The sequence below is a fragment of the Mixta sp. Marseille-Q2659 genome (assembly GCF_940807255.1).
Lineage (GTDB): Bacteria > Pseudomonadota > Gammaproteobacteria > Enterobacterales > Enterobacteriaceae > Mixta.
On the sequence record NZ_CALNWY010000002.1, the window covers coordinates 207,278 to 229,583 of the forward strand.

Here is a 22,306-nt window from a genome sequence, read left to right on the forward strand (position 1 = left end):
AGACGGAAAATAATAAAATCAGGGAAGCCACGCACGAAAACGACCAAATCTAAGCAAAGCGCAGGACAAATGCAACACCGTTTGCCATCCTGGCAGTTTAAGTGTTTGAAAAGCGATAAGGTAAAAAAGCTAACGTCGCTTTTACCTGGGGGATTTATCTGATTTTTGCCCTGCAACTACCGGCATGCGCCACATAAAGAGCAATAACGCAGCCAGCATACACAGCAACATAATGCGCAGCCAAAAAAGTTTAACCAGCCAAACAGACAGCGCAAAAGTGCCAATGATGAGAAGCATCGCGCGCCCTTTAACGCCGGGCGGCAGCGCACGATGTTGCTGCCAGTGACGAATGTAGGCGCCAAACCAGGAACGATAAAGCAGCCAATGATGGAAACGGGGCGAAGATCGGGCAAAACACCAGGCCGCCAGTAAGATAAAGGGCGTCGTCGGCAACAGCGGCAACACCACGCCCAACGTGCCCAGCACGATAGCCAACCAGCCAATAATCAGTAATATAAGGCGCTGCATGCGGTATCCTGTAAAAAAGCCAGCGCGCTCACTTTATCACAGCGGGCTGGCTGTTCAGCAGCCGCGGACAGGCTATTTTATCTATAGCTGGCTCTTTACAGGTTTAGAACGGGTGCTTAATTAAGGACATCAATATGGGACTGTTATCCTGGCTGTTGGTTGGCCTTGCCGTTGGTCTGTTCGCAAGTAAATTTTTGGCTGTGCGTAGCGGTCGGCTGCCGATGCTTATTCTGGCGATAATCGGCGCCCTGGTCGGCGGCTATAGCAGCGTCTATTTTAACTGGGGAACCCTGGCCAGCCTGCATCCGCGTGCATTACTGCTGGCGTTAGCGGGCGCCCTGCTGTTAGTCGCGGTAACGCGCGTGATACGACGTTAAGGAGTAAAGAATGTCGCTGGAAAGTGCGTCTGATGAAATTAAACTGGCTATCGATTTAATTATGCTGCTTGAGCAAAGTGAAATGGCGCCGGAAACCGTTCTGGCGGCGCTGGAAATCGTACGCCGCGATTATGAGAAAAAACAGCAGGCGCACATGCTTACTTAACGGATGCCTGACATAAGCCAGGGCTGATTTTAAGCATATCGATCAGCGCATCTACCAGCACTGGCGCATCCTCTTGAATATCGAAGCTATCCGGCATAAATAACCAGTTTTCCATAATGCCGGTGATATAACCGCGGATAATAATCGCTGCACGGCGTACATTGAGCCCGGCAGGCAGCTGCCCCGCCTCAATGCAGTGCGCTAATACATCCTCTATTTTTTCATAGCACTCAAGATAGAGGTTCTGTTGCATAAGTTGTAGCGGCAACATTTCGCCAACGAATTCGCATTTATGGAAGATAATTTCCAGTAATGCGCGGCGGCGACGATCGCGCGCTGTCGCCTGAAAAACGTAACACAGCATGGCACGCATCACAGAAAGTGGATCGTCAGGGTATTTTGACTGATACTCTTGCTCAACGTCCTCCAGGCCAGACTCAGACAGCGCCCAGATCTCATTCAACAGATCGGTTTTATTTTTAAAGTGCCAATAGATAGCGCCCCGTGTGACACCCGCTGCGGCGGCAATATCGGCAAGAGAGGTCGACGAAACGCCAAATTCAGAAAAGCGTGCAATGGCAGCATCAAGAATTTGATTCCGCGTTTCAAGGGCTTGTTGTTTGGTTTTTCGTGCCATAGTGAACGCTTTTACCCGGCGGCAGATTTACATACATTTGCGAATGTATGTACCATAGCATGACCATAATATAAACGCAGCAATGGCTCAACGGTTTGTGATCCATTGACCAATCGATATTGAACAATCGAGGTTGATTTATGAAAAATAACAGAGGGTTAACGCCTCTGGCGGCCGTCCTGATGCTCTCAGGCAGCTTTTTGCTAACAGGATGTGATGATAATTCCCAACAGTCTGGCCAGCAGCAGCAGGCGCCTGAGGTTGGTGTTGTAACAATTAAAAGCGAACCGTTGAAAATTACGACTGAGCTTCCGGGAAGAACCTCCGCTTACCGCGTGGCGGAAGTCCGTCCGCAGGTTTCGGGGATTATTTTAAAACGTAACTTTGTTGAAGGGACCGATATTAAGGCGGGCGAATCGCTGTATCAGATCGACCCGGCGCCTTATCAGGCAACCTACAACAGCGCCAAGGGCGATCTCGCTCAGGCTCAGGCTAATGCACAAATCGCTGCCGTTACGGTGAAACGCTATCAGCCGCTGTTAGGCACCAAATATATCAGTCAGCAGGATTACGATCAGGCTGTTGCCACCCAAAGCCAGACCGCAGCCGCCGTCGCCGTTGCTAAGGCTAACGTGGAAACCGCACGTATTAACCTGGCCTACACCAAAGTGACGTCACCAATCAGTGGCCGTATCGGCAAATCCGCCGTTACCGAAGGCGCACTGGTGCAAAGTGGCCAAACCACGGCGCTGGCAACCGTTCAACAGCTCGATCCGATGTATGTCGACGTGACGCAATCCAGCGATGAATACATGCGTTTACGTAAAGAGCTGGAATCCGGTCAGCTAAAACAGACCGACGGCAAAGCTAATGTGACGCTGATGATGCCGGATGGTAGCGAATATCAGCAGCCAGGTACCCTGGAATTCTCTGATGTTACCGTTGATGAGACCACGGGTTCTATTACGCTACGTGCCGTGTTCCCGAACCCGGATCATCGTCTGCTGCCAGGTATGTTCGTACGTGCGCGCCTTGAAGAAGGGACTAACCCGAATGCGATTCTGGTTCCGCAGCAGGCTGTCAGCCGCACGCCGACCGGTCAGGCCACGGTGATGGTAGTTGGTCAGGACAACAAAGTTGCCGTGCGCAATGTTACCGCTCAACAGGCGATTGGCGATAAGTGGCTGGTCACCGAGGGCGTACAGGCTGGCGATCGTGTGATTTCTGTCGGCCTTCAGCGTGCGAAACCTGGCGCTCAGGTAACTCCGCAGGAAGTGACAGACGATGCGAAAGCGAATCAACAGTCGCAGGCGCAGTCTGAAAAACCTCAGTCTTAAACAGGAGCCACTGATACATGGCTAAGTTCTTTATCGATCGCCCCATTTTTGCGTGGGTTATCGCCATCATTATCATGCTGGCAGGTGCGCTATCGATTCTTAAGCTGCCGATTGAGCAATATCCCAACGTTGCTCCGGTGGCGGTACAGATAAACGCAAACTACCCTGGCGCGGATGCGAAAACGTTGCAGGATTCGGTAACTCAGGTTATCGAGCAAAATATGAACGGTATTGATGGGCTGATGTATATGTCCTCCAATAGTGATTCATCTGGCGCGCTGCAATTAACGCTCTCCTTCGAATCAGGCACTGATGCCGATATTGCTCAGGTGCAGGTACAGAACAAACTGCAGCTGGCAATGCCGCTGCTGCCGCAGGAAGTGCAACAGCAAGGTATTCAGGTAGAAAAATCATCCAGCAGCTTCCTGATGGTAGCGGGCTTTGTGAGTGAAGATGGCAGCATGACGCAGAATGATATTTCTGACTTCGTCTCGGCCACCATCAAAGACCCGATCAGCCGTACCTCAGGCGTGGGCGACACGCAGCTGTTTGGTGCCCAATATGCGATGCGTATCTGGATGGATCCGCATAAGCTGAATAACTATCAGCTGACGCCGGTTGACGTGATTAACGCCATCTCTACGCAGAACGCCCAGGTTGCTGCCGGTCAGTTAGGCGGTACGCCGCCGGTAAAAGGCCAGCAGCTGAATGCCTCGATCATTGCGCAAACGCGTCTGACCTCGACGGAAGAGTTCGGCAAAATTCTGCTGAAGGTTAATCCGGATGGCTCACAGGTGCGTCTGCGCGATGTTGCAACCATCGAGCTGGGCGGTGAAAACTATGAAATTATTGCACGCTTTAATGGCCATCCCGCTTCCGGTCTGGGTATTAAGCTGGCAACCGGCGCAAATGCGCTGGATACTGCCAATGCGGTAAAAGCGGAGCTGGAGCGCCTTTCTCCTACTTTCCCTGCCGGTCTGAAAGTTGTTTACCCGTACGACACCACGCCGTTTGTTAAAATTTCCATCTTTGAGGTGGTAAAAACGCTGTTTGAAGCGATCGTGCTGGTGTTCCTGGTCATGTATCTGTTCCTGCAAAACTTCCGCGCCACCCTGATACCGACAATCGCGGTGCCGGTAGTGTTGTTAGGTACCTTCGCCATTATTAGCGCGTTTGGCTACTCGATAAATACCCTGACGATGTTCGGGATGGTGTTGGCCATCGGCCTGTTGGTGGATGACGCTATCGTAGTAGTAGAGAACGTCGAACGCGTGATGGCTGAAGAGGGCCTGTCGCCCAAAGAAGCGACGCGGAAATCGATGGGGCAGATCCAGGGCGCGCTGGTAGGTATTGCGCTGGTGCTTTCCGCAGTATTTATTCCGATGGCCTTCTTCGGCGGATCAACCGGCGTTATCTATCGCCAGTTCTCCATTACCATTGTTTCCGCAATGGTGCTGTCGGTCATTGTGGCGTTGATTCTGACGCCAGCGCTTTGCGCTACCATGCTGAAGCCAATCAAAAAAGGCGATCATGGTAAAACCACCGGTTTCTTCGGCTGGTTTAACCGTCTGTTTGATAAGAGTACCAACCACTATGTTGATAGCGTTGGTCATATCGTACGCAGCACCGGTCGCTATTTGCTGATCTATCTGGTTATCGTTGTGGGTATGGCGGTGTTGTTTATGCGCCTGCCTACCTCCTTCCTACCGGAAGAGGATCAGGGTCTGCTGTTAGCCCAGGCGCAGCTGCCAGCGGGCGCTACGCAGGAACGTACGCAGAAAGTTCTCGATGAAGTTACTGATTACTTCCTGAACAAAGAGAAAGCGAACGTACAGTCGGTGTTTACGGTTAACGGCTTCGGCTTTGCTGGTCGCGGTCAGAACACCGGTATCGCCTTCGTCAGCCTGAAACCCTGGGATGAGCGTAGCGGCACAGAAAATAAGGTAGGAGCGATCGCAGGGCGTGCCATGCAGGCGTTTGGCGCGATTAAAGATGCCATGGTTATTCCGTTTAACCTGCCAGCAATTATCGAACTGGGTAACGCAACCGGCTTTGACTTTGAGCTGATCGACCAGGGTAACCTGGGACACGACAAGTTGATGCAGGCGCGTAACCAGCTGCTCGGTATGGTGGCACAGCATTCGGATACGTTAGTCGGCGTCCGCCCTAACGGCCTGGAAGATACGCCGCAGTACAAGCTGACTATCGATCAGGAAAAAGCGCAGGCGCTGGGCGTCTCTATTTCCGATATTAACACGACGCTGGGCGCAGCCTGGGGCGGCTCCTATGTGAACGACTTTATCGATCGTGGCCGTGTGAAAAAAGTATATGTGATGGGGAGAGCCGATTCACGTATGCTGCCGGACGACATCAATAAGTGGTATGTCCGCGCTTCCAATGGCGAAATGGTGCCCTTCTCCGCCTTCTCCAGCGCTCAATGGCAGTATGGTTCGCCGCGACTGGAACGCTATAACGGTCTGCCATCTATGGAGATCCTTGGTCAGGCAGCGCCAGGCCGAAGCTCCGGTGATGCTATGGCACTGATGGAGCAGTTGGCGTCTCAGCTGCCGCAGGGAATTGGTTATGACTGGACCGGTATGTCCTATCAGGAACGTCTCTCCGGTAACCAGGCGCCTGCGCTCTATGCGATTTCACTGATCGTGGTGTTCCTCTGTCTGGCGGCGCTCTATGAGAGCTGGTCAATTCCGTTTGCCGTTATGCTGGTGGTACCGCTGGGTGTTATTGGCGCCCTGATATTTACCACGCTGCGCGGACTGAGTAACGACGTCTACTTTGTGGTAGGTCTGCTTACTACGGTAGGTTTGTCGGCGAAGAACGCCATCCTGATCGTTGAATTTGCTAAAGATTTGATGGAGAAAGAAGGCAAAGGCTTGATAGAGGCAACGCTGGAAGCAACGCGTATGCGTTTGCGTCCAATTCTGATGACCTCGCTGGCCTTTATTCTTGGCGTACTGCCGCTGGCTATCAGTACTGGCGCAGGCTCCGGCGCGCAGAACGCAGTAGGTACTGGCGTAATGGGCGGTATGGTGACCGCAACCGTTCTGGCCATCTTCTTTGTACCTGTGTTCTTTGTTGTGGTGCGCCGTCGCTTCAGCAAGCATAAAGAAGAGCTGGAACAGGGACATCCTGTCGAGCAACAACATTAACTGATGTAACTTTCCCCAGAGGCCACGCAAGTGGCCTCTTTTTTTGCCGCTTTTTCTTCCCTGCCCTTTTACGTCGCTGCCTGATACTGACGACTCTTCTAAACAGGTTTACCCATTGCATTCATAAAACAAAAGGCGCACAATATTGTTATGATATAACATATCAATTGGGGTAAAAAATGAAAAAAGGTATCCATCCACACTATCGTACCGTCGTCTTCCATGACACCAGTGTGGACCATTATTTTAAAACCGGCTCAACCATCAAAACCGATCGCACAATCGACATTGATGGTGAAACCTATCCTTACGTTGCGCTGGATGTCTCTTCCGCTTCTCATCCGCACTATACCGGTAAACAAAAGGATTACAGCCGCGAAGGCAGTTCTGCGCGCTTTAATCAGCGATATGGCCGCTTCTTTGGCAAAAATGATTAAGGGAATTTTATGCAGCACTTAAGTTCATTACGCAGCGCTAAAACGCGGCACAAAGATTGCCAAGTAGTACGTCGGCATGGCCGGATATATGTCATTTGTAAAAGTAATCCGCGTTTCAAGGCGGTTCAGGGACGTAAGAAAAAACGTTAAGCTCGACCGGGCTGGCAATTCTGCCAGCCTTATAAACACTCTCTCAGTAAGAATGTTCTCATCACCTTTTATAAAAATAACGCATCCGACATGTACTCAATCAGGTTTAGGACACAAAAAGTGTATCCTTTTATGTCATGGATAAAGGTGTTTTTGAGCGCATATATAACGTAACTATAAATAATTCAAATAATTAACCTTTCCTTACTGGAGAAATGTGCCTTTGCGCAGCCGCTCTGTGCCTACAAAAGCAGGTCCAAATTTAATTTAATCCTCTTGCCTTCTGGCCTACTCATCCCCATTGTTACCTTAAGAATTAATAAACTCTTCGGAGGTAAAATGCGCAAAATTGTACCCTGCGATATTTTGCAAGCTGATAAAAAACCGCTAAAATTAAAAGACATTCTTCTACAGAACATTCCCAAAATAGAGAAAATGCTGATTGGGGATCTACAATGGTATTCACAAAATGCTCTTTTAGTTCCCGGAACGATTAAGGTTATTTCTGTAGAAGCGCTGAGCGATAACAGATATAAAATGTACTACCAGTTCGACTGGAATGTATTCAATCCCTGTCTTGACATTAATCAGACAGAAACGAAACAAGAAACTGTTGAATTTGAGGTGATTTCCGGCGCGCTGGTTTTTGGTTTCATTGATAATACGCGCCCTTCTACAGCGGATGAACTGTAACTTTACTAATACCTTATCTGAAAATTGCAAACTTACGTTATATTTACCTTGTCTGATTAACTAACGAATCTTAATATTACCCAAAGAGTACGAAGCTTTTTTCGCTGTTTCGCATGCAGACAATGGTCGATGTATGGAGGGAAAAAAGATGGACGAATACTCACCGAAACGGCATGATATTGCCCAATTGAATTTCTTGTGTGAGAATCTGTACGACGAAAGTATGGCAACTTTAGGCGACAGCCATCATGGCTGGATTAACGATCCTACGTCTGCTTCTAATTTGCAACTCAATGAACTTATTGAACATATTGCTTCCTTCACCATGAATTACAAAATAAAGCATGCTGAAGACGAAGACTTAATCATCCAAATTGATGATTATCTTGACGATACTTTTATGTTGTTTAGTAATTACGGCATTAATGTTCAGGATTTACAGCGCTGGCAGCGCTCTGCCCGGCGTCTATTTAATCTTTTCGCCGAAGAATGCGCTCAGCTGCCATTACAGCCAAGCCATTCATTTTAGCAACCGTTCATTTATTATGGTTTAACCATGACAGAAAAAACTATGACCAAAACTGACTATCTGATGCGTTTAAGACGTTGCCGTTCTATTGATACGCTGGAACGTGTCATTGAAAAGAATAAATATGAATTACCGGATGATGAGCTGGCCGTTTTTTATTCCGCTGCCGATCATCGTTTAGCAGAATTAACCATGAACAAGCTCTACGATAAAGTTCCCGTTTCAGTCTGGAAATATGTACGGTAATTAAAGAGGTCTGGCAGGATGGAGCAGAATTGGTGGGGGCCCTGCCAGCTACATCCCGGCACACGCGTCACCTGCTGCGGCTGCTTCCTTCCGGACCTGACCGAGTTCACAAGTTAGCGTTGCGGGAGAACCAACAGGGCCCCCATTGACGCGCTCCGTTACAGAGCGCAGGCATTATCAATGATGCCTGGACCAAATGCAAGCCGTCAGCCGGCAACCGTTGTTTTATTAAACAATCGCCTGCCTTTCTCCGTATTTCCTCATTTACACCATTTCAGATGCGCTTAATATTTATTCTGGTCTGGCTTTTTGCGAGGATAAGCGCAAAAAACAGCAGAGAGAAATGATGGAAAACGATTCTTTTGCACAGCGTGTTTTGCAGGTGATCGCGGCGATTCCTTTTGGAACAGTGACAACCTACGGCGAGGTTGCCCGACTGGCGGGTTCGCCGCGCGCGGCGCGTCAGGTAGGTGGATTATTAAAGCGGTTACCTGCTGATAGCCGTCTTCCCTGGTATCGTATTATCAATCGCCATGGACAAATATCCTTGCAGGGGGACGATCTGCTGCGTCAGCGTGACGCGCTTGAGGCCGAAGGCATCGAAATCAGCGACGACGGAAAAGTCGATCTGGCGCGCTATCGCTGGCAATGGTAGGGCCAGCAATGCTGGCCCTATAGACGCAATTACAGGCTGGTTGGCGCCGGAACAGATGACGAAGGCGTCACCTGGGTCGGCGAAGTTGATGGTACGGTTGTTGCCGCACCGCTCTGGGTCGGCATAGCTACCGACGTCGCAGGAACCAGCGTTAAGTCGATTTTTGTTCCACCATTATTAACGGCTGCTTTTACCGACTCGGTCATAAAGATAACTTTATTATCCACAGTAATCGCCGCGCTTAAGAGGATACGCGCGTCCGGCTGAATATCCGCTGGGTTAAAAGGCAGCACAAAATGGAACGGCGCCTGTTTCCCCTGCGTCACGACCACGCGCTGCGCCAGAACTTTTGCCGGAGCGTTAGCCAGCGAAGCATCGGAAAGCGTAACCGTTAACGCGGCATCCGGCGGCAACGCGACTTTCTGTCGAATATAAATCGAACCACTCACGTTTGGCTGAGCAATGACTGATTGTCCTGCTAATTCCGCACCTGGAGCAGGAACAGGAATGTTGGCGCTTTTATCTGCACAACCTGCGAGGGCAACGGCCAGCGCTGCTCCGCTCATTACATACCAGAATTTCATTGATAACCTCTCCTTCTGATCAATGTGGTATCGGCGACAAGTTGGCCGAAACAGCTATAAAACGCTGTATGTGCTTAATTCTGGCACAGGTTCTCCTTTTTTGCCTGGCAAGCTCCAGGTTCATTTTTAGTAACCATCCCTTTAGTAATAACCAGTAGTTGCAGGAACTGGTCGGATCTCGCAAACTAAACACGTTATATCATTGAGGAACGCGCCATGAGCCAGGCATTAAATAACTTACTTAACCTGTTGCAGTTAGAAAAATTAGAAGAGGGCCTGTTCCGCGGCCAGAGCGAGGGTCTGGGGCTCCGCCAGGTATTTGGCGGGCAGGTTGTAGGCCAGGCGTTACATGCAGCCAAACAAACAGTGCCCGTTGAACGAAATATTCACTCTTTTCACAGCTACTTTTTACGTCCAGGCGATAGCCAAAAAGCGATTATTTACGATGTCGAAACCTTGCGCGATGGACATAGTTTTAGCGCGCGCCGCGTCTCCGCCATTCAAAATGGTCAGCCTATTTTTTATATGACCGCCTCTTTTCAGGCGCCGGAAACCGGTTTTGAACATCAAAAATCGATGCCTGATGTGCCAGGCCCGGATGGATTAGCCAGTGAAACTGAGATTGCGCAACAGCTGGCGGCGATGATTCCTGAAAAAGTACGCGCCAAGTTTCTGGCTGAAAAGCCGTTAGACATTCGCCCCGTTACTTTTCATAACCCGCTAAAAGGCCATGTTGATTCGCCGACGCGCCAGGTCTGGCTGCGTGCTAACGGCGCAATGCCAGAGGATGCACGCATTCATCAATATTTACTGGGTTACGCTTCAGACCTTAATTTCCTGCCGGTTGCTCTCCAGCCGCATGGAAAAGGGTTCCTTGAGCCCGGTATGCAGGTCGCTACTATCGATCACTCGATGTGGTTTCACCGGGCGGTCAATTTAAATCAGTGGTTGCTGTATAGCGTGGAAAGCACCTCCGCATCGGGTGCCCGTGGCTTTGTACGCGGTGAGTTTTATACGCAGGATGGCATTTTAGTTGCCTCAACCGTTCAGGAAGGCGTGATGCGTCAGCGCAGCTGACAGGATAAAAAAGGACGATGCATGAGGCACCGTCCTTTTTTTGTATTAGCTGATTACTGATTACTGATTACTGATTATAAGCATTTTCGCCGTGGCTGTTGACATCCAGCCCTTCGCGCTCATGCTCTTCCGGCACGCGCAGGCCAACCAGCATATCTGCCACTTTGAAACCAATGAATGCCACCACGCCGGTCCAAATAATGGTCAACACGACGCTCAGGATCTGTACCCAAATCTGATGCCCCATCGTGACGCCTTCGGCATAGCCTACGCCGCCCAGGGAAGAAGAGGCGAAAACGCCGGTCAGGATACAGCCGATAATGCCGCAGACACCGTGTACACCGAATACATCGCAAGGGTCGTCAACGCGCAGCCATTTCTTCAGTACCGTTACGCCCCACAGTCCAGCCAGGCCGCCAATCAGGCCAATAAGAAGCGCGCCGCCTACACCAACGTAGCCGCAGGCTGGCGTAATGGCGACCAGACCAGCGATAAAGCCAGAGCTGGCACCGAGCAAGGAGGGTTTTCCACGCAGCGCCCACTCGCCAAAGGTCCAGGTAAGCACCGCTCCAGCGGTAGCCACCACGGTATTAACAAAAGCCAGCGCCGCGATTTCGTTCGCCGCCGATGCCGATCCAGCATTGAAGCCAAACCAGCCGACGTAAAGAATAGCCGTGCCGGTAAATACCATTGGCAGGTTGTGAGGTTTAAACGCTTCTTTGCCAAAGCCTGCTCGCTTGCCCACCAGGTAAGCGCCAACCAGACCGGCTACGGCGGCATTAATATGCACCACGGTGCCGCCAGCAAAATCAAGCGCGCCATCCTGTGCCAGGAAGCCGCCCGCCCATACCATATGCGCAATCGGCAGGTAAGCCAGCGTCAGCCAGATAGCGACAAAGATCAGCACGGCGGAAAAACGAATACGCTCGGCGATGGAACCCACAATCAGCCCGACGGTAATACAGGCGAAAGAGGCCTGGAAAACCACATGAATATATTGATAAAAAGTGCCGGTTAACGCGGTCAGGCTAATATTTTTCAGCATTACCCAGTTAAGCCCGCCGAAGAATGCATTCCCTTCGCTAAATGCCACCGAGTAGCCATACAGCACCCAAATGACACAAACCATGGCAAAAGTGACTGACACCTGGGTCAGCATAGAAAGCACGTTCTTGGCGCGGATTAAACCGCCATAAAAAAGCGCAATCCCCGGTATGGTCATAAACAGCACCAGCGCGGTGCAAATCATCATAAAAGCGTTGTCCGCCTTATCCGCAACGGCAGGCGCCGCCATCGTCAGCGATGGTAACAGCGCCAGGCCTACAAGGCCTTTGGTCATGAGTTTTTTCATTTTATTCCATCCCATCACAATATACAGAAACCGGCCTAAAGAGCGGCTTCGTCAGTTTCACCGGTGCGAATACGGATAACGCGCTGAAGTTCGGCAACGAAAATTTTGCCATCACCGATTTTTCCGGTGTAGGCGGCCTTGCTGATCACATCCACCACCTCATCCAGCTGATCGTCAGCAATAGCGACGTCGATTTTAACTTTCGGCAGAAAGTTCACGCTGTACTCAGCGCCGCGATAGAGTTCCGCATGCCCTTTCTGACGGCCAAATCCTTTCACCTCTGTTACGGTCAGTCCCTGGATGCCAATAGAAGAGAGCGCTTCGCGCACATCCTCCAGTTTGAATGGTTTAATCACTACGGTAACCAGCTTCATACGCTCCCCTTGCTCAATATCATTGGCCATTTGCCCGACGCAGGATGAGTAAAGCAAAGGCTGTGCCATTTATGAGCAAAGCGCGAAAGAACAGAAACAAGGCGTCGCCAAACCGTACTGTCAGCAAGCGGGGAAGAAAGGTCGGAGAAACAGCAATAGTACGGGCAGAAAAAAACGCACCGTTAAGGTGCGTTATGATGCTTTAGCGTGCATTTATAGGGAACATTCTGATAAGTGCGCCTGAATGTGGTGCAAAAAAGCGTCAGGCCTCTACAGCACTGCCCGCTGCCAGTACACTGCCCGCCTGTTGTAGCTGATACATCTGCCAATAGCGGCCCTGCTGCGCCAGCAGTTGGTGATGCGTGCCGCGTTCCACCGCCTGGCCCCGATGCAATACTAAAATCGTATCGGCTTCAGTAATGGTAGAGAGACGATGCGCGATCACTACCAGCGTGGTTTTTTTGCGGACCTCGCGCAAAGCGAGCTGAATCGCCTGCTCGGTACCTGAGTCAATATTTGCCGTCGCCTCATCAAGAATAAGGATTTGCGGCTCGGCGACCAACACGCGCGCCAGCGCCAGCAGCTGTTTCTGCCCTACCGACAGGTTATTGCCCTGCTCACCCAACCGCGTATAAATGCCGTCGGTCAGACCTCGCGCCAGTTCTGCCAGTTGAACGGTTTCCAGCACTTGCCATACCTTTTGCTCGCTAATGTCGCGTCCCAACGTGACGTTAGCAAAAAAGGTATCAGCCAGCACCACTGGATCCTGCTGCACCATGGCTATGCCCTGACGCAGCACCTGATGACTAAGCTGTTCCAGCGGTCGGCCATCCAGCGCGATACGGCCCTGCTTCACCGGATAGTAGCCCATTAACAGGCTGGCAAGCGTGCTTTTACCGCTACCGGTATGGCCGACCAACGCGACAAAACTGCGCGCGGGCACCTGAAGTGAAATATCTTCCAGCACATTACGCCCGTCACGATAGGCAAAGCTGAGATGCTCAATATCGATGCGTCCGCTCTGTAACGGTTGCTGCTCGCTGCCATACTGCTGACGCGGCGCATCCATCATTTCAAAGATACGCTCGCCGGCAACAATGGCCTGCTGAAGCATCGATTGCTGGGTGGTCAGCTCAATAAGCGGTTCATTAAGGCGCCCCAGATAGCTGATAAAGGCGTACAGCACACCGACTTCAAACATGCCTGTGGAGGAGAAACTAAACAGCATCAGCAACCCGCACAGGATAGCGGCCGAAAACAGGCTAAGCAGAGGACGCAGTAAAAAACCATCCAGCCGTAAGGTTTCCATGCGCGCCAGATAATGCGAACGGCTCGCCTCTCCGATTCGCTCGCCAAATCTTGCCTGCTGGCGAAACTGTTGGATAACGCTCATGCCGTTAATCACTTCGTTAAAGCCGTTGTTGATATCAGCCAGATAGCTGCGAACCCGGCGCACAATAGGGGTACTGTAGCGTTGATAAATTAACATCACGACTAGTACCAACGGGAAGATGGCTACCGCAACCAGCGCCATGCGCCAGTCCAGGCTAAACATAGCGACCAACATTGCACCTATCAGCGCTGCGCTGCGCAGCACCGTCGCCACCACGGTAACCCATAAATCTTTTATGACCTCTGTATCATTGGTTACGCGTGAAATAATCTGTCCCACCGGTTGCATATCAAAGGCGCTGAGCGGCTGACGCAGCGCAGCATCCATAACGTCCGATCGCAAGCGCTGCACCACACCAACCGCGGCCTGATTAAACAGTAACGCTTGCCAGTAATGCAGCAGCGCAGCCAATACCTGAAGCAGAATATAAGCGCAGGCTAAACCAGCAGCCAGCCCAATGGGCATCGAGTGCCGCGCCACTAAATGATCGATAAAATAGCCTATCAGTACTGGCCCTAACACTTCGGCGGCCGCAGCGATCCACAGCATAGCCACCGCCAGCGACAGCGCTTTGCGCCAGGGTTTGCCGTAGGAAAGTAATCTTTTTAACGTCGGCCAGAGTTTTTTAGTATCAGCCACCGGCGTTCTCCTCGTTGCTGGGATTAACCTCGTCCTCGTTTAGCGCCGCCTCCAGCTGTTGATAGCGGTACATATCGCGATACCATCCATCCTGTTCCAGCAGAGCATAATGATCGCCGCGCTGCGCCACAATGCCCTGCTGCAATACCAATATTTCACTGGCCTCTGTCAACGCCGAGAGACGATGCGCGCTGATAATTACCGTACGTCCCTGCCCCCAGTTGCGCAGGTTATGCAGTATCTGATGTTCAGTACGGCCATCTACCGCCGAGAGCGCATCGTCCAGCACCAGCACTTCAGCATTCAGGAGCAAAGCGCGGGCAATAGAGATACGCTGTTTTTGACCACCGGAAAGCATCACGCCGCGCTCGCCAACCTCGGTTTCATATCCCTGTGGCAGGCGCAAAATATCTTCATGAACGCTCGCCAGCTTCGCCGCCTGCTCAATGTCATCACGGCTGGCACCCGGTCGTCCTAAGGCAATATTGTTGGCGACCGTATCGGAAAACAGGAAAGGCGTCTGGTTAACCACCGCCAGTCTGCTGCGCCAGCTGTCAATGCGCAGCTGGGGTAATGGAATGCCGTGGTAGCGAATATCGCCCTGAGAAATATCGAAATGGCGCTGTATAAGGCTTAACAGCGTGCTTTTACCGGCGCCGGTCGGCCCGCAAAGGCCCAGCATCTGTCCAGGCTTAAGATTAACGTTAAGACTGCGCAGCGTAGGTTGCTGGCTACCCGGATAGCAGAATTCGCGAATCGCCACCTGTAGCACGCCGCGTCCTTCCGGCAATATTTTGCTGCCATCTTCAACCGCAGGCGCTTCTGAAAGCAATGCGCGAATGCGGCTCCAGGCTGCGCTTCCGCGCTCAACAATATTAAACATCCACGCCAGCGCCAGCATGGGCCAGATCATCAGACCCAAATACATAACGAAGCTGGTTAGCTGCCCCAGCGTCATCTGTTGATGCCAGACCAGCCAGCTGCCGCCGCCGATAGCCAGCAGATTGGATAAGCCAATGGCGATATAGATTGTGGGATCGAAACGGGCATCCACCCGCGCCACGCGCAGATTTTTTTCGCCAGCGTCGGCCGCAATCGCCGAGAACTGCCGGGATTGATGATTTTCCAGGCCGAAGGCTTTTACCATGCGAATACTGGTCAGGCTTTCCTGCGCCTGATCGTTAAGCGAGGAAAAAGCCGCCTGTGCCAGTTTAAAACGCTGGTGCAGCTGTGAGCCGTAACGCTTGATCATCAGTGCCATAATTGGCATCGGCACCAGTGCCAGCAGCGTAAGCTGCCAGCTGATTTGCGTACTCATCACAATCAGTACCGCGCAGCCCATCACCAGTGAATCCACCAGCGTTAACACGCCTTCGCCAGCGGCGAAGACCACGCGATCGACATCATTAGTGGCACGAGCAATAAGGTCGCCGGTGCGGTGGCGCAGATAAAATTCTGGGTGCTGTCGGCTGAGCTGGCGGTAAAAGTCTTCACGCAGTTCCACCGCCAGCTGATAAGAAGCACCAAACAGCAAAACGCGCCAGACATAACGCAGCAGATAAACCACCAGCGCGGTGACCAGCATAATAGCGATCCACATCATGATTGTGCTGCTGTCCAGATGCTGGCGGGTCACGCCATCAACAATGATGCCGACGATTTTAGGCGGCAGCAGCTGCAAAATCGCAATCAGGATCAACAGGGAAACCGCGCCGAGATAACGACGCCATTCACGGAGAAAATACCAACTTAACTGGCTAAACAATCGCACAAAAAATTGTCCTGCATGGTTAAATGACCAGCCTGCAGAGGCTGCGGGAAAAATCAGGATTCAACAGGCAATGCCGTGGTGTATTTAATCTCCTCCATGGCAAAGCTTGAGGTCACGTCGATCAAACCGCTGACGCCATTGACCAAACGTTTATAAAGCGCATCATACTGTTTCATATCAGCCACCTGGATACGTAACAGGTAGTCATACTCGCCCGCCATACGATAAAACGCCATTACTTCTGGCAGGTTTTGTACCACGTCAACAAACTCCTGATACCACTGGCGGTTATGCTGTTGCGTTTTAATTAACATAAACGCGGTCAGCCCCAGCCCCAGTTTTTCACTATCCAGTAGCGCCACGCGGCCCCGAATAATGCCGTCGTCCTCCAGCTTTTTCAGCCGTTTCCAGCAAGGCGTTGTGGTGAGATTGACCGCATCCGCCAGCGCCTGTAGCGATAACGTGCAGTCCTTTTGCAACAAGGCCAGCAATTTACGATCGATTTTATCTAACATCCGCTTCCTCTGGAGAAAATCTTGCTACATAAAGGCCATTATACAGGAAATTAGGCAAACTTTTTTTCCGCTGGATGCCGTATTCTTTTCACGCTTAGGATTAGGGAGAAAAGATGATGAACAGCCAGTGGGTAAAGTATGCCATCAATGAAATCAATGCGGATTTTCAGCGTTCTGCTGAAACGCACCTGATTCGTTTTACGCTGCCTCAGTTTCCGGGCATCTGGTTTTACCTCAAGGATGAAAGTACCCATCCAACCGGCAGCTTGAAGCACCGGCTGGCTCGGTCACTCTTTTTGTATGGCCTGAGCAACGGCTGGATCCAGGAGGGAACCCCGATTATTGAAGCCTCATCCGGCAGCACCGCCGTTTCTGAAGCTTATTTTGCCCGTCTGCTCGGCCTGCCTTTTATCGCCGTCATGCCCGCCAGTACAGCCAAACGCAAAGTAGAGCAAATCGCTTTTTATGGCGGGCAATGCCATTTCGTACAGGATCCTTGCGCTATTTATGAAGAGTCCGAGCGGCTGGCGCGCGATCTTAACGGCCACTTTATGGATCAGTTTACCTATGCCGAGCGGGCGACCGACTGGCGCGGCAATAATAATATTGCCGACAGTATTTTTCGGCAGATGGCCAGCGAACCCTTCCCGGTGCCGGAAACCATTGTGATGGCTGCCGGCACCGGCGGAACTTCGGCGACCATTGGTCGCTATTTACGGTATCAGGGCCATGCAACGCGCCTGCTGATTGTCGATCCAGAAAACTCGGTCTTTCATGATTACTGGCATACGCGCGATGCGTCATTACGCAGCGTCAGCGGCAGCCGTATCGAAGGCATTGGCCGTCCCCGCGTCGAGCCCTCATTTATACCTGACGTTATCGACGAAATAATGCGCGTGCCCGATGCCGCCTCCGCCGCCGCAATGCACTATTTGGAGCAGATCCTCGGCAGGAAACCCGGCGCCTCTACCGGCACCAATTTCTGGGGCGCGTTACAGGTTGCCCAGCGTATGCGTCAGCAGAATCAGCAAGGCGCTATTGTGACGCTGCTGTGCGACAGCGGCGAGCGCTACCTTGATACCTGGTACGATGCCCAGTGGGTCGAAAACCAGGTGGGCGATCTTAACCCCTGGCTGGCGCAGCTACAGCTCTAATCCGTACCGATTAACGCTTTCCGCAACAGTAAGAGCGGCAGCAACAGCCTTTCCTGCTTCGTTCAGGCTACCTTTCCGGCGTCTCAGGCATTACCATAGGCGCCAGTGAGATCAGTAAGGCTAAAAAATGAAACGAGCAGTTGTAGTTTTCAGCGGTGGGCAAGACTCTACCACCTGCCTGATTCAGGCGCTGGCGCAATATGATGAAGTTCACTGCGTTACCTTTGACTACGGGCAGCGCCATCGTCAGGAGATCGATGTGGCGCGTGAACTGGCATTACGCCTTGGCGCACGCGCGCACAAAGTGCTGGACGTCACGTTACTTAATGAGCTGGCTATCAGCAGCCTGACACGCGATAACATTCCGGTGCCTGAGTATGATGCTAACGCCAGCGGATTGCCCAGCACCTTTGTGCCAGGACGAAACATTCTCTTCCTTACGCTGGCCTCAATTTACGCTTACCAGGTTGAAGCTGAAGCGGTGATTACCGGTGTTTGCGAAACCGATTTTTCTGGCTATCCCGATTGTCGCGACGAATTTGTTAAAGCCTTAAACCATGCCGTTGAACTGGGTATGGCGCGTCAGGTACGTTTTGAAACACCGTTAATGTGGCTGAACAAAGCAGAGACCTGGGCTTTAGCCGATTACTGGCAGCAGCTCTCTCTCGTTCGTCAGGACACGCTGACCTGTTACAACGGCATCAAGGGCGACGGCTGTGGCGAGTGTGCTGCCTGCCACCTGCGCGCTAACGGACTTAAAAACTATCAGGAAGATACCGTAGCCGTTATGCAGAGCATGAAGAAGAAAACCGGTTTACGCTAAGCGAGCGGCATTTAACCAGCCGGGAACCTGCCCGGCTGGTTAATTAGTTAAACAATGACTCCATTCGGGTACGCAACTCTCCTTCCACAGGCAACGCTTTTTGCGTGCGCAGATCGATACAAACGAAAGTTAGCGTCGCATCGGCAATGGCTGAACCCTCTTCCTGTAGCATAATATCCTGAGCGATAACGCCACTTTTTCCGTTCAGCTGCATTAACCGACTGGTAATACACAGAACGTCCCCCAGCACTGCCGGCCGTCGATAGTTAATATTGATGTTCACTACGACGAAAGCCAGATGGTTTTCTATCATCCATTGAAAAGCATCCATTTTCTCCAGCCATTCCCAGCGGGCCTCCTCCAGAAACTCCAGGTATCTCGCATTGTTAACATGTTGATAAACATCGAGATGATAACCACGTACTTTTATCTGAGTCTGCATAGCGCCTTGCCTTAATATTATAAGAGACCATACCATCTGGTATGACCTCTTACAGATTAGCAGTGGCGTACTCTGCCTGTGATGATTGTGATTATCGCTGGGAACAGGATCACAATTTCAGACGCGATAAATTACGCTCTACCAATGCGCTGCCGATACCCGGCACCTCTTTTAACTGTTCCAGTTCAGTAAAGGGGCCGAACTGTTCCCGGTAGCTGACAATCGCCTCCGCTTTTTTTATACCAATCCCATTCATTACCGCAGCCAGCTCTTGTGCCGATGCACTGTTAATGCTGACCATCGTTTCTGCGGCCTGCGGCTTAGTGTTGCCTGCATTTGTTGGTTCAGTGATTTGCTTAAGTGGGCCACCTGACGCTGCATCACTTTTTTGCGTTTTAACGGCGCTACTTGTCGCGCCGTTAACCGATTCCGACGCCGCCAGCGACGCCGGGACCGCTGTCGCCCAGCAGAATGCGCCCATAGAAAGTGACAGGCAGAGCGCCGAAAGAAAATGTTTTTGCATGCTGATTCCTCCTTGTGTGTAACAGCAGGAGCAACAGTAAAGGCAGGCTTTTATCAATACAAAAGGCAAAGAAAGAATGTGGAAAAGGCCGCGAAAGCGGCCTTTGAATTTGCAGCGGGTTACATTATTTATGCGGCATTTACTGCATTTGAACCGCAGCGCCGTACTTAATTTTTGCGGCTTTACGCAGGTTGCTCAGCAGTGCGTCGAAGGCGATCTGCGCATTGTTCTGGGCTACGCCCTGCGCCATCGCGTTTTTCTGCGCCTCAGGCAGGTTGCCCGCTTTTACTTCATCCAGCGCCAGCAGCACAATATTGCCCTGCATATCTTCACTGGTGCCATATACCGGTTTACCCGCCTGCGGCTGCGCCAGTGCGAATACGGACTGAACCACCGCATCACGATCGTTACGCGAGAAGGTTTTCGCCTCACCAAACGTCAGGCCTGCCGCCTTCAGCGCATCCTGTTTGCCTGCTTTCAGATCCGCAAGGATCTTATCCGCCTGCGCTTTAGCCTGCGCTACCGCTTTATTGTGCTTCAACAGTCCGGTAATTTGCTCTTTTACTTCATCCAGCGTTTTAATCGCTTCCGGCTTATGCTCGGTTACGCGCAGGATAAAGGCGCGATCGCCCTCAACGGTGATCATATCGGAGTTGCTGCCCGGCGTGCCGTTTTCACCCACCAGGTTACCGTTAAAGATCGCCTCTTCAACCGGTTTGAAGTTTAATGCTTCTGGAATGTTATCGCGGCCAAACCAGTCGGTTTCAACGGCTTTAACGCCCGCCGCCTGCTCTGCGCTGGCTAAAGATTCGTTATCATTACTGGCCGCATCGCTGACTTTTTGCTGAAGCTTATAGTAAGCGTCCAGCGCTTTTTCCTGTTTCACTTTTTCAGCAATCGCATTATGGACTTCAGCCAGCGGTTTAACCTGCTCAGGCTGGATATCATCCAGACGTACAATCAGGAAGCCAACGGAAGATTTAACCACGCCTGACAGCTGGCCTTTGCTGGTCAGCCTGGCATTTTTCAGCTCATCCGGTGTCGTCGAAGGTTCCAGCCAGCCCATGTCGCCGCCCTGACGTGCGGAAATAGGATCGGCGGATTTTTCTTTTGCCAGCGCAGCAAAATCCGCGCCCTGCTTCAGCTGCTCCAGAACCGCCTGTGCGTCAGCCTCATTTTTCAACTGAATAATGCTGTAGCGATTACGCTGCGGCTGAACATAGTCCGCTTTGTGCTGCGCATACCAGTCCTCAATGTCCGCTTCGCTGGCAGTTTGCTGCATGTTCGCCGCGTCCAGCTTGATATAGCTTACGCGGAACTGCTCCGGTGCCAGAAAGCTGTTTTTATGCTGAGCATAATAGTTTTTAATTTCGTCATCGCTAACCTGCTGTTTAGCTGCCAGCGCGTCCACATTCAGCGTCGCCTGACGTACTACGCGTTGCTGGGAAACCAGTGCCGCCAGCGCATCCGCTTCACCGCTCAGGGTAAAATCAGTCCCGGCAATAGCGGAGATCAGCTGCTGAGTGGTCAGCTGCTTGCGCAGCGCTTCCGCATACTGATCGGCGGAAAAGCCCATGCTGTTAATCAGGCCCAGATATTTGGTGTTATCAAATTTACCGTCGGTCTGGAACGCGGGCTGGCTAAAGATGGCCTGTTTGATCTGCTCGTCGCTAATTGCCAGCTTTAGCTCTTTCGCATACTGATCGAGCAGCATTTCATCCACCAGCTGAGAAAGCGCCTGCTGACGAATCTGCTGCATATAGCCCGCATTGCCCGCCAGCTGGGAGAACTGCTCACCCAGCATCTGCTGCTGACGGCTGCGTTCGTTGTTAAAAGCGCGATCCAACTGCGCGCGACTGATCTCTTGTCCGTTAACTTTGGCGGCGTAATCGCCGTTACCGCCGATCAGATAGTTGCCGACGCCGGTCAGCACAAATGACAGGATAATCAGTCCCAGAATAATCTTGAGTACGACATGATTCGACGCCGCACGTAAATTGTCCATCATGGTATGACAACACTCCGCTGTAGTGTGAATGTAAACCTCACGCTGGCGCCCTATCCCTGCAGGCGTGCGCGTTGCTGCTTTTCAGGCTGACAGTGCCTGACCCTGCTCTGACATCCGCCGCTGACGTTTGTCACCCGCAGAATAAAAAAGGCACATCAATAATCTGATGTGCCCGTATGTTACATGAGAACGCATTATCAGTCCTCACTCCACCGAAGAAATTGCTTTAATGGAGTCCGACTGTAATCAGTTCACTGCGTCTTTCAGCGCTTTACCTGCACGGAAGCCAGGAACTTTGCTTGCCGGAATGGTAATTTCTTTACCCGTCTGCGGGTTACGGCCAGTGCGTTCTGAACGCTCACGTACAGAAAACGTGCCAAAGCCAACCAGGGCCACTTCTTCGCCTGATTTCAGAGAATCAGAAACCGAACCAATAAAAGCATCTAAAACACGTCCTGCTGCCGCTTTAGAAATATCAGCGTCTGCGGCAATTTTGTCGATCAATTGTGACTTATTCACTCTATTCATCCCCTCTTTTATTATTCACTATCGCAGTCGGCTTCCAGCCAGGTGCGAACGCGCAGCCAGTTATATCAAGGTTGTTGAGCCGAAACAACGGGAATTCTCTGGGTCGCTGTTTCAACAGCCATCTAAATTAGCGGCACAAAAAAAAGCTGGCAAGTCCCATTTGACTTGCCAGCTACGCTTTTTAACCGATTTTGTCGTGAGT

Annotated in this window: 25 protein-coding genes and 1 other RNA gene; 13 read left to right on the plus strand and 13 right to left on the minus strand. The window is 51.5% G+C overall.

What is annotated here, in order from left to right:
• Window positions 1-141: 141 nt before the first annotated feature.
• The gene (locus tag P3C52_RS03000; RefSeq protein WP_275553729.1) at window positions 142-528 is read right to left on the minus strand and encodes a DUF454 family protein; all 387 of its coding nucleotides are present in this window, start codon (window positions 526-528) and stop codon (window positions 142-144) included.
• 134 nt (window positions 529-662) lie between these two features.
• Here P3C52_RS03000 and P3C52_RS03005 point away from each other — a divergent pair, with 134 nt between their 5' ends.
• On the plus strand, window positions 663-905 hold the full coding sequence (locus tag P3C52_RS03005; RefSeq protein ID WP_275553730.1) for a hypothetical protein: 243 nt from the start codon (window positions 663-665) through the stop codon (window positions 903-905).
• A 10-nt stretch (window positions 906-915) separates the two neighbouring features.
• Entirely contained in the window at window positions 916-1,071 is a 156-nt protein-coding gene (rsmS, locus tag P3C52_RS03010) for a pleiotropic regulatory protein RsmS (RefSeq protein WP_275553731.1), read from the plus strand.
• On the opposite strand, the gene acrR is transcribed toward rsmS, so the two are convergent.
• Window positions 1,064-1,708, minus strand: coding sequence for a multidrug efflux transporter transcriptional repressor AcrR (gene acrR / locus P3C52_RS03015; protein ID WP_275553732.1), 645 nt, complete (start codon window positions 1,706-1,708; stop codon window positions 1,064-1,066). The two genes, rsmS and acrR, sit on opposite strands and share 8 nt — an antisense overlap.
• Before the next feature lie 140 nt (window positions 1,709-1,848).
• Between acrR and P3C52_RS03020 the strand changes: the two genes are divergently transcribed.
• From P3C52_RS03020 to P3C52_RS03050, 7 genes are all read left to right on the plus strand, one after another.
• Entirely contained in the window at window positions 1,849-3,045 is a 1,197-nt protein-coding gene (locus P3C52_RS03020; RefSeq protein ID WP_275553733.1) for an efflux RND transporter periplasmic adaptor subunit, read from the plus strand.
• Between the two features lie 17 nt (window positions 3,046-3,062).
• A complete protein-coding gene (acrB, locus tag P3C52_RS03025) occupies window positions 3,063-6,212 on the plus strand; it encodes a multidrug efflux RND transporter permease subunit AcrB (protein WP_275553734.1) in 3,150 nt (1,049 codons plus the stop codon).
• A gap of 179 nt (window positions 6,213-6,391) precedes the next feature.
• The gene (locus P3C52_RS03030) at window positions 6,392-6,649 is read left to right on the plus strand and encodes a type B 50S ribosomal protein L31 (protein ID WP_275553735.1); all 258 of its coding nucleotides are present in this window, start codon (window positions 6,392-6,394) and stop codon (window positions 6,647-6,649) included.
• 9 nt (window positions 6,650-6,658) lie between these two features.
• Window positions 6,659-6,799, plus strand: coding sequence for a type B 50S ribosomal protein L36 (ykgO, locus tag P3C52_RS03035; RefSeq protein ID WP_275553736.1), 141 nt, complete (start codon window positions 6,659-6,661; stop codon window positions 6,797-6,799).
• A gap of 339 nt (window positions 6,800-7,138) precedes the next feature.
• On the plus strand, window positions 7,139-7,492 hold the full coding sequence (locus P3C52_RS03040) for a hypothetical protein (protein ID WP_275553737.1): 354 nt from the start codon (window positions 7,139-7,141) through the stop codon (window positions 7,490-7,492).
• Window positions 7,493-7,640: 148 nt separating this feature from the next.
• Entirely contained in the window at window positions 7,641-8,021 is a 381-nt protein-coding gene (gene tomB, locus P3C52_RS03045; protein ID WP_275553738.1) for an Hha toxicity modulator TomB, read from the plus strand.
• A 27-nt stretch (window positions 8,022-8,048) separates the two neighbouring features.
• Window positions 8,049-8,267, plus strand: a complete 219-nt coding sequence (locus P3C52_RS03050; protein WP_275553739.1) for an HHA domain-containing protein — start codon at window positions 8,049-8,051, stop codon at window positions 8,265-8,267.
• Between the two features lie 39 nt (window positions 8,268-8,306).
• Here the strand turns inward: P3C52_RS03050 and ffs are convergent.
• Window positions 8,307-8,403: signal recognition particle sRNA small type (gene ffs / locus P3C52_RS03055), an RNA gene on the minus strand.
• 207 nt (window positions 8,404-8,610) lie between these two features.
• Between ffs and P3C52_RS03060 the strand changes: the two genes are divergently transcribed.
• Window positions 8,611-8,922, plus strand: a complete 312-nt coding sequence (locus P3C52_RS03060) for an MGMT family protein (protein ID WP_275553740.1) — start codon at window positions 8,611-8,613, stop codon at window positions 8,920-8,922.
• Window positions 8,923-8,951: 29 nt separating this feature from the next.
• Here P3C52_RS03060 and P3C52_RS03065 read toward each other — a convergent pair whose 3' ends face one another.
• Complete coding sequence (locus P3C52_RS03065; RefSeq protein WP_275553741.1) at window positions 8,952-9,506, minus strand: YbaY family lipoprotein; 555 nt, start codon at window positions 9,504-9,506, stop codon at window positions 8,952-8,954.
• Between the two features lie 216 nt (window positions 9,507-9,722).
• Here P3C52_RS03065 and tesB point away from each other — a divergent pair, with 216 nt between their 5' ends.
• Window positions 9,723-10,583, plus strand: a complete 861-nt coding sequence (gene tesB / locus P3C52_RS03070; protein WP_275553742.1) for an acyl-CoA thioesterase II — start codon at window positions 9,723-9,725, stop codon at window positions 10,581-10,583.
• Between the two features lie 67 nt (window positions 10,584-10,650).
• Here tesB and amtB read toward each other — a convergent pair whose 3' ends face one another.
• The 5 genes from amtB to P3C52_RS03095 all read right to left on the minus strand — a co-directional run bounded on the left by amtB (window position 10,651) and on the right by P3C52_RS03095 (window position 16,626).
• On the minus strand, window positions 10,651-11,934 hold the full coding sequence (gene amtB / locus P3C52_RS03075) for an ammonium transporter AmtB (protein WP_275553743.1): 1,284 nt from the start codon (window positions 11,932-11,934) through the stop codon (window positions 10,651-10,653).
• Between the two features lie 35 nt (window positions 11,935-11,969).
• The gene (gene glnK, locus P3C52_RS03080) at window positions 11,970-12,308 is read right to left on the minus strand and encodes a P-II family nitrogen regulator (protein ID WP_038627577.1); all 339 of its coding nucleotides are present in this window, start codon (window positions 12,306-12,308) and stop codon (window positions 11,970-11,972) included.
• 262 nt (window positions 12,309-12,570) lie between these two features.
• Entirely contained in the window at window positions 12,571-14,340 is a 1,770-nt protein-coding gene (locus tag P3C52_RS03085) for a SmdB family multidrug efflux ABC transporter permease/ATP-binding protein (protein ID WP_275553744.1), read from the minus strand.
• Window positions 14,333-16,111, minus strand: a complete 1,779-nt coding sequence (locus P3C52_RS03090; protein WP_275553745.1) for a SmdA family multidrug ABC transporter permease/ATP-binding protein — start codon at window positions 16,109-16,111, stop codon at window positions 14,333-14,335. The genes P3C52_RS03085 and P3C52_RS03090 overlap by 8 nt, the downstream gene beginning before the upstream one ends.
• 53 nt (window positions 16,112-16,164) lie before the next feature.
• The gene (locus P3C52_RS03095) at window positions 16,165-16,626 is read right to left on the minus strand and encodes an Lrp/AsnC family transcriptional regulator (RefSeq protein WP_275553746.1); all 462 of its coding nucleotides are present in this window, start codon (window positions 16,624-16,626) and stop codon (window positions 16,165-16,167) included.
• A gap of 116 nt (window positions 16,627-16,742) precedes the next feature.
• Here P3C52_RS03095 and P3C52_RS03100 point away from each other — a divergent pair, with 116 nt between their 5' ends.
• Together P3C52_RS03100 and queC are read left to right on the plus strand one after the other, a co-directional pair.
• On the plus strand, window positions 16,743-17,780 hold the full coding sequence (locus P3C52_RS03100) for a PLP-dependent cysteine synthase family protein (RefSeq protein ID WP_275553774.1): 1,038 nt from the start codon (window positions 16,743-16,745) through the stop codon (window positions 17,778-17,780).
• 127 nt (window positions 17,781-17,907) lie between these two features.
• Window positions 17,908-18,603: a 7-cyano-7-deazaguanine synthase QueC gene (queC, locus tag P3C52_RS03105; RefSeq protein ID WP_275553747.1), complete on the plus strand. Its 696-nt coding sequence runs from the start codon at window positions 17,908-17,910 to the stop codon at window positions 18,601-18,603.
• Between the two features lie 43 nt (window positions 18,604-18,646).
• On the opposite strand, the gene P3C52_RS03110 is transcribed toward queC, so the two are convergent.
• The 4 genes from P3C52_RS03110 to hupB all read right to left on the minus strand — a co-directional run bounded on the left by P3C52_RS03110 (window position 18,647) and on the right by hupB (window position 22,095).
• Window positions 18,647-19,045, minus strand: a complete 399-nt coding sequence (locus P3C52_RS03110) for a YbgC/FadM family acyl-CoA thioesterase (RefSeq protein WP_275553748.1) — start codon at window positions 19,043-19,045, stop codon at window positions 18,647-18,649.
• Window positions 19,046-19,154: 109 nt separating this feature from the next.
• Window positions 19,155-19,568, minus strand: coding sequence for a helix-hairpin-helix domain-containing protein (locus P3C52_RS03115; RefSeq protein ID WP_275553749.1), 414 nt, complete (start codon window positions 19,566-19,568; stop codon window positions 19,155-19,157).
• 139 nt (window positions 19,569-19,707) lie between these two features.
• On the minus strand, window positions 19,708-21,576 hold the full coding sequence (gene ppiD, locus P3C52_RS03120) for a peptidylprolyl isomerase (protein ID WP_275553750.1): 1,869 nt from the start codon (window positions 21,574-21,576) through the stop codon (window positions 19,708-19,710).
• A gap of 246 nt (window positions 21,577-21,822) precedes the next feature.
• Entirely contained in the window at window positions 21,823-22,095 is a 273-nt protein-coding gene (gene hupB, locus P3C52_RS03125) for a nucleoid-associated protein HU-beta (protein WP_038627591.1), read from the minus strand.
• Window positions 22,096-22,306: the final 211 nt, after the last annotated feature.

What these genes read in the sequence shown, in the direction of transcription:
- P3C52_RS03095 (WP_275553746.1), bottom strand. Translation starts at nt 16,626, where the DNA reads ATGTTAGATAAAATCGATCGTAAATTGCTGGCCTTGTTGCAAAAGGAC.
- amtB (WP_275553743.1), bottom strand. Translation starts at nt 11,934, where the DNA reads ATGAAAAAACTCATGACCAAAGGCCTTGTAGGCCTGGCGCTGTTACCA.
- tesB (WP_275553742.1), top strand. Translation starts at nt 9,723, where the DNA reads ATGAGCCAGGCATTAAATAACTTACTTAACCTGTTGCAGTTAGAAAAA.
- P3C52_RS03030 (WP_275553735.1), top strand. Translation starts at nt 6,392, where the DNA reads ATGAAAAAAGGTATCCATCCACACTATCGTACCGTCGTCTTCCATGAC.
- P3C52_RS03050 (WP_275553739.1), top strand. Translation starts at nt 8,049, where the DNA reads ATGACAGAAAAAACTATGACCAAAACTGACTATCTGATGCGTTTAAGA.
- P3C52_RS03000 (WP_275553729.1), bottom strand. Translation starts at nt 528, where the DNA reads ATGCAGCGCCTTATATTACTGATTATTGGCTGGTTGGCTATCGTGCTG.
- P3C52_RS03100 (WP_275553774.1), top strand. Translation starts at nt 16,743, where the DNA reads ATGAACAGCCAGTGGGTAAAGTATGCCATCAATGAAATCAATGCGGAT.
- P3C52_RS03040 (WP_275553737.1), top strand. Translation starts at nt 7,139, where the DNA reads ATGCGCAAAATTGTACCCTGCGATATTTTGCAAGCTGATAAAAAACCG.
- queC (WP_275553747.1), top strand. Translation starts at nt 17,908, where the DNA reads ATGAAACGAGCAGTTGTAGTTTTCAGCGGTGGGCAAGACTCTACCACC.
- tomB (WP_275553738.1), top strand. Translation starts at nt 7,641, where the DNA reads ATGGACGAATACTCACCGAAACGGCATGATATTGCCCAATTGAATTTC.
- glnK (WP_038627577.1), bottom strand. Translation starts at nt 12,308, where the DNA reads ATGAAGCTGGTTACCGTAGTGATTAAACCATTCAAACTGGAGGATGTG.
- P3C52_RS03065 (WP_275553741.1), bottom strand. Translation starts at nt 9,506, where the DNA reads ATGAAATTCTGGTATGTAATGAGCGGAGCAGCGCTGGCCGTTGCCCTC.
- ykgO (WP_275553736.1), top strand. Translation starts at nt 6,659, where the DNA reads ATGCAGCACTTAAGTTCATTACGCAGCGCTAAAACGCGGCACAAAGAT.
- P3C52_RS03020 (WP_275553733.1), top strand. Translation starts at nt 1,849, where the DNA reads ATGAAAAATAACAGAGGGTTAACGCCTCTGGCGGCCGTCCTGATGCTC.
- acrR (WP_275553732.1), bottom strand. Translation starts at nt 1,708, where the DNA reads ATGGCACGAAAAACCAAACAACAAGCCCTTGAAACGCGGAATCAAATT.
- P3C52_RS03110 (WP_275553748.1), bottom strand. Translation starts at nt 19,045, where the DNA reads ATGCAGACTCAGATAAAAGTACGTGGTTATCATCTCGATGTTTATCAA.
- P3C52_RS03005 (WP_275553730.1), top strand. Translation starts at nt 663, where the DNA reads ATGGGACTGTTATCCTGGCTGTTGGTTGGCCTTGCCGTTGGTCTGTTC.
- acrB (WP_275553734.1), top strand. Translation starts at nt 3,063, where the DNA reads ATGGCTAAGTTCTTTATCGATCGCCCCATTTTTGCGTGGGTTATCGCC.
- ppiD (WP_275553750.1), bottom strand. Translation starts at nt 21,576, where the DNA reads ATGATGGACAATTTACGTGCGGCGTCGAATCATGTCGTACTCAAGATT.
- rsmS (WP_275553731.1), top strand. Translation starts at nt 916, where the DNA reads ATGTCGCTGGAAAGTGCGTCTGATGAAATTAAACTGGCTATCGATTTA.
- P3C52_RS03115 (WP_275553749.1), bottom strand. Translation starts at nt 19,568, where the DNA reads ATGCAAAAACATTTTCTTTCGGCGCTCTGCCTGTCACTTTCTATGGGC.
- P3C52_RS03060 (WP_275553740.1), top strand. Translation starts at nt 8,611, where the DNA reads ATGATGGAAAACGATTCTTTTGCACAGCGTGTTTTGCAGGTGATCGCG.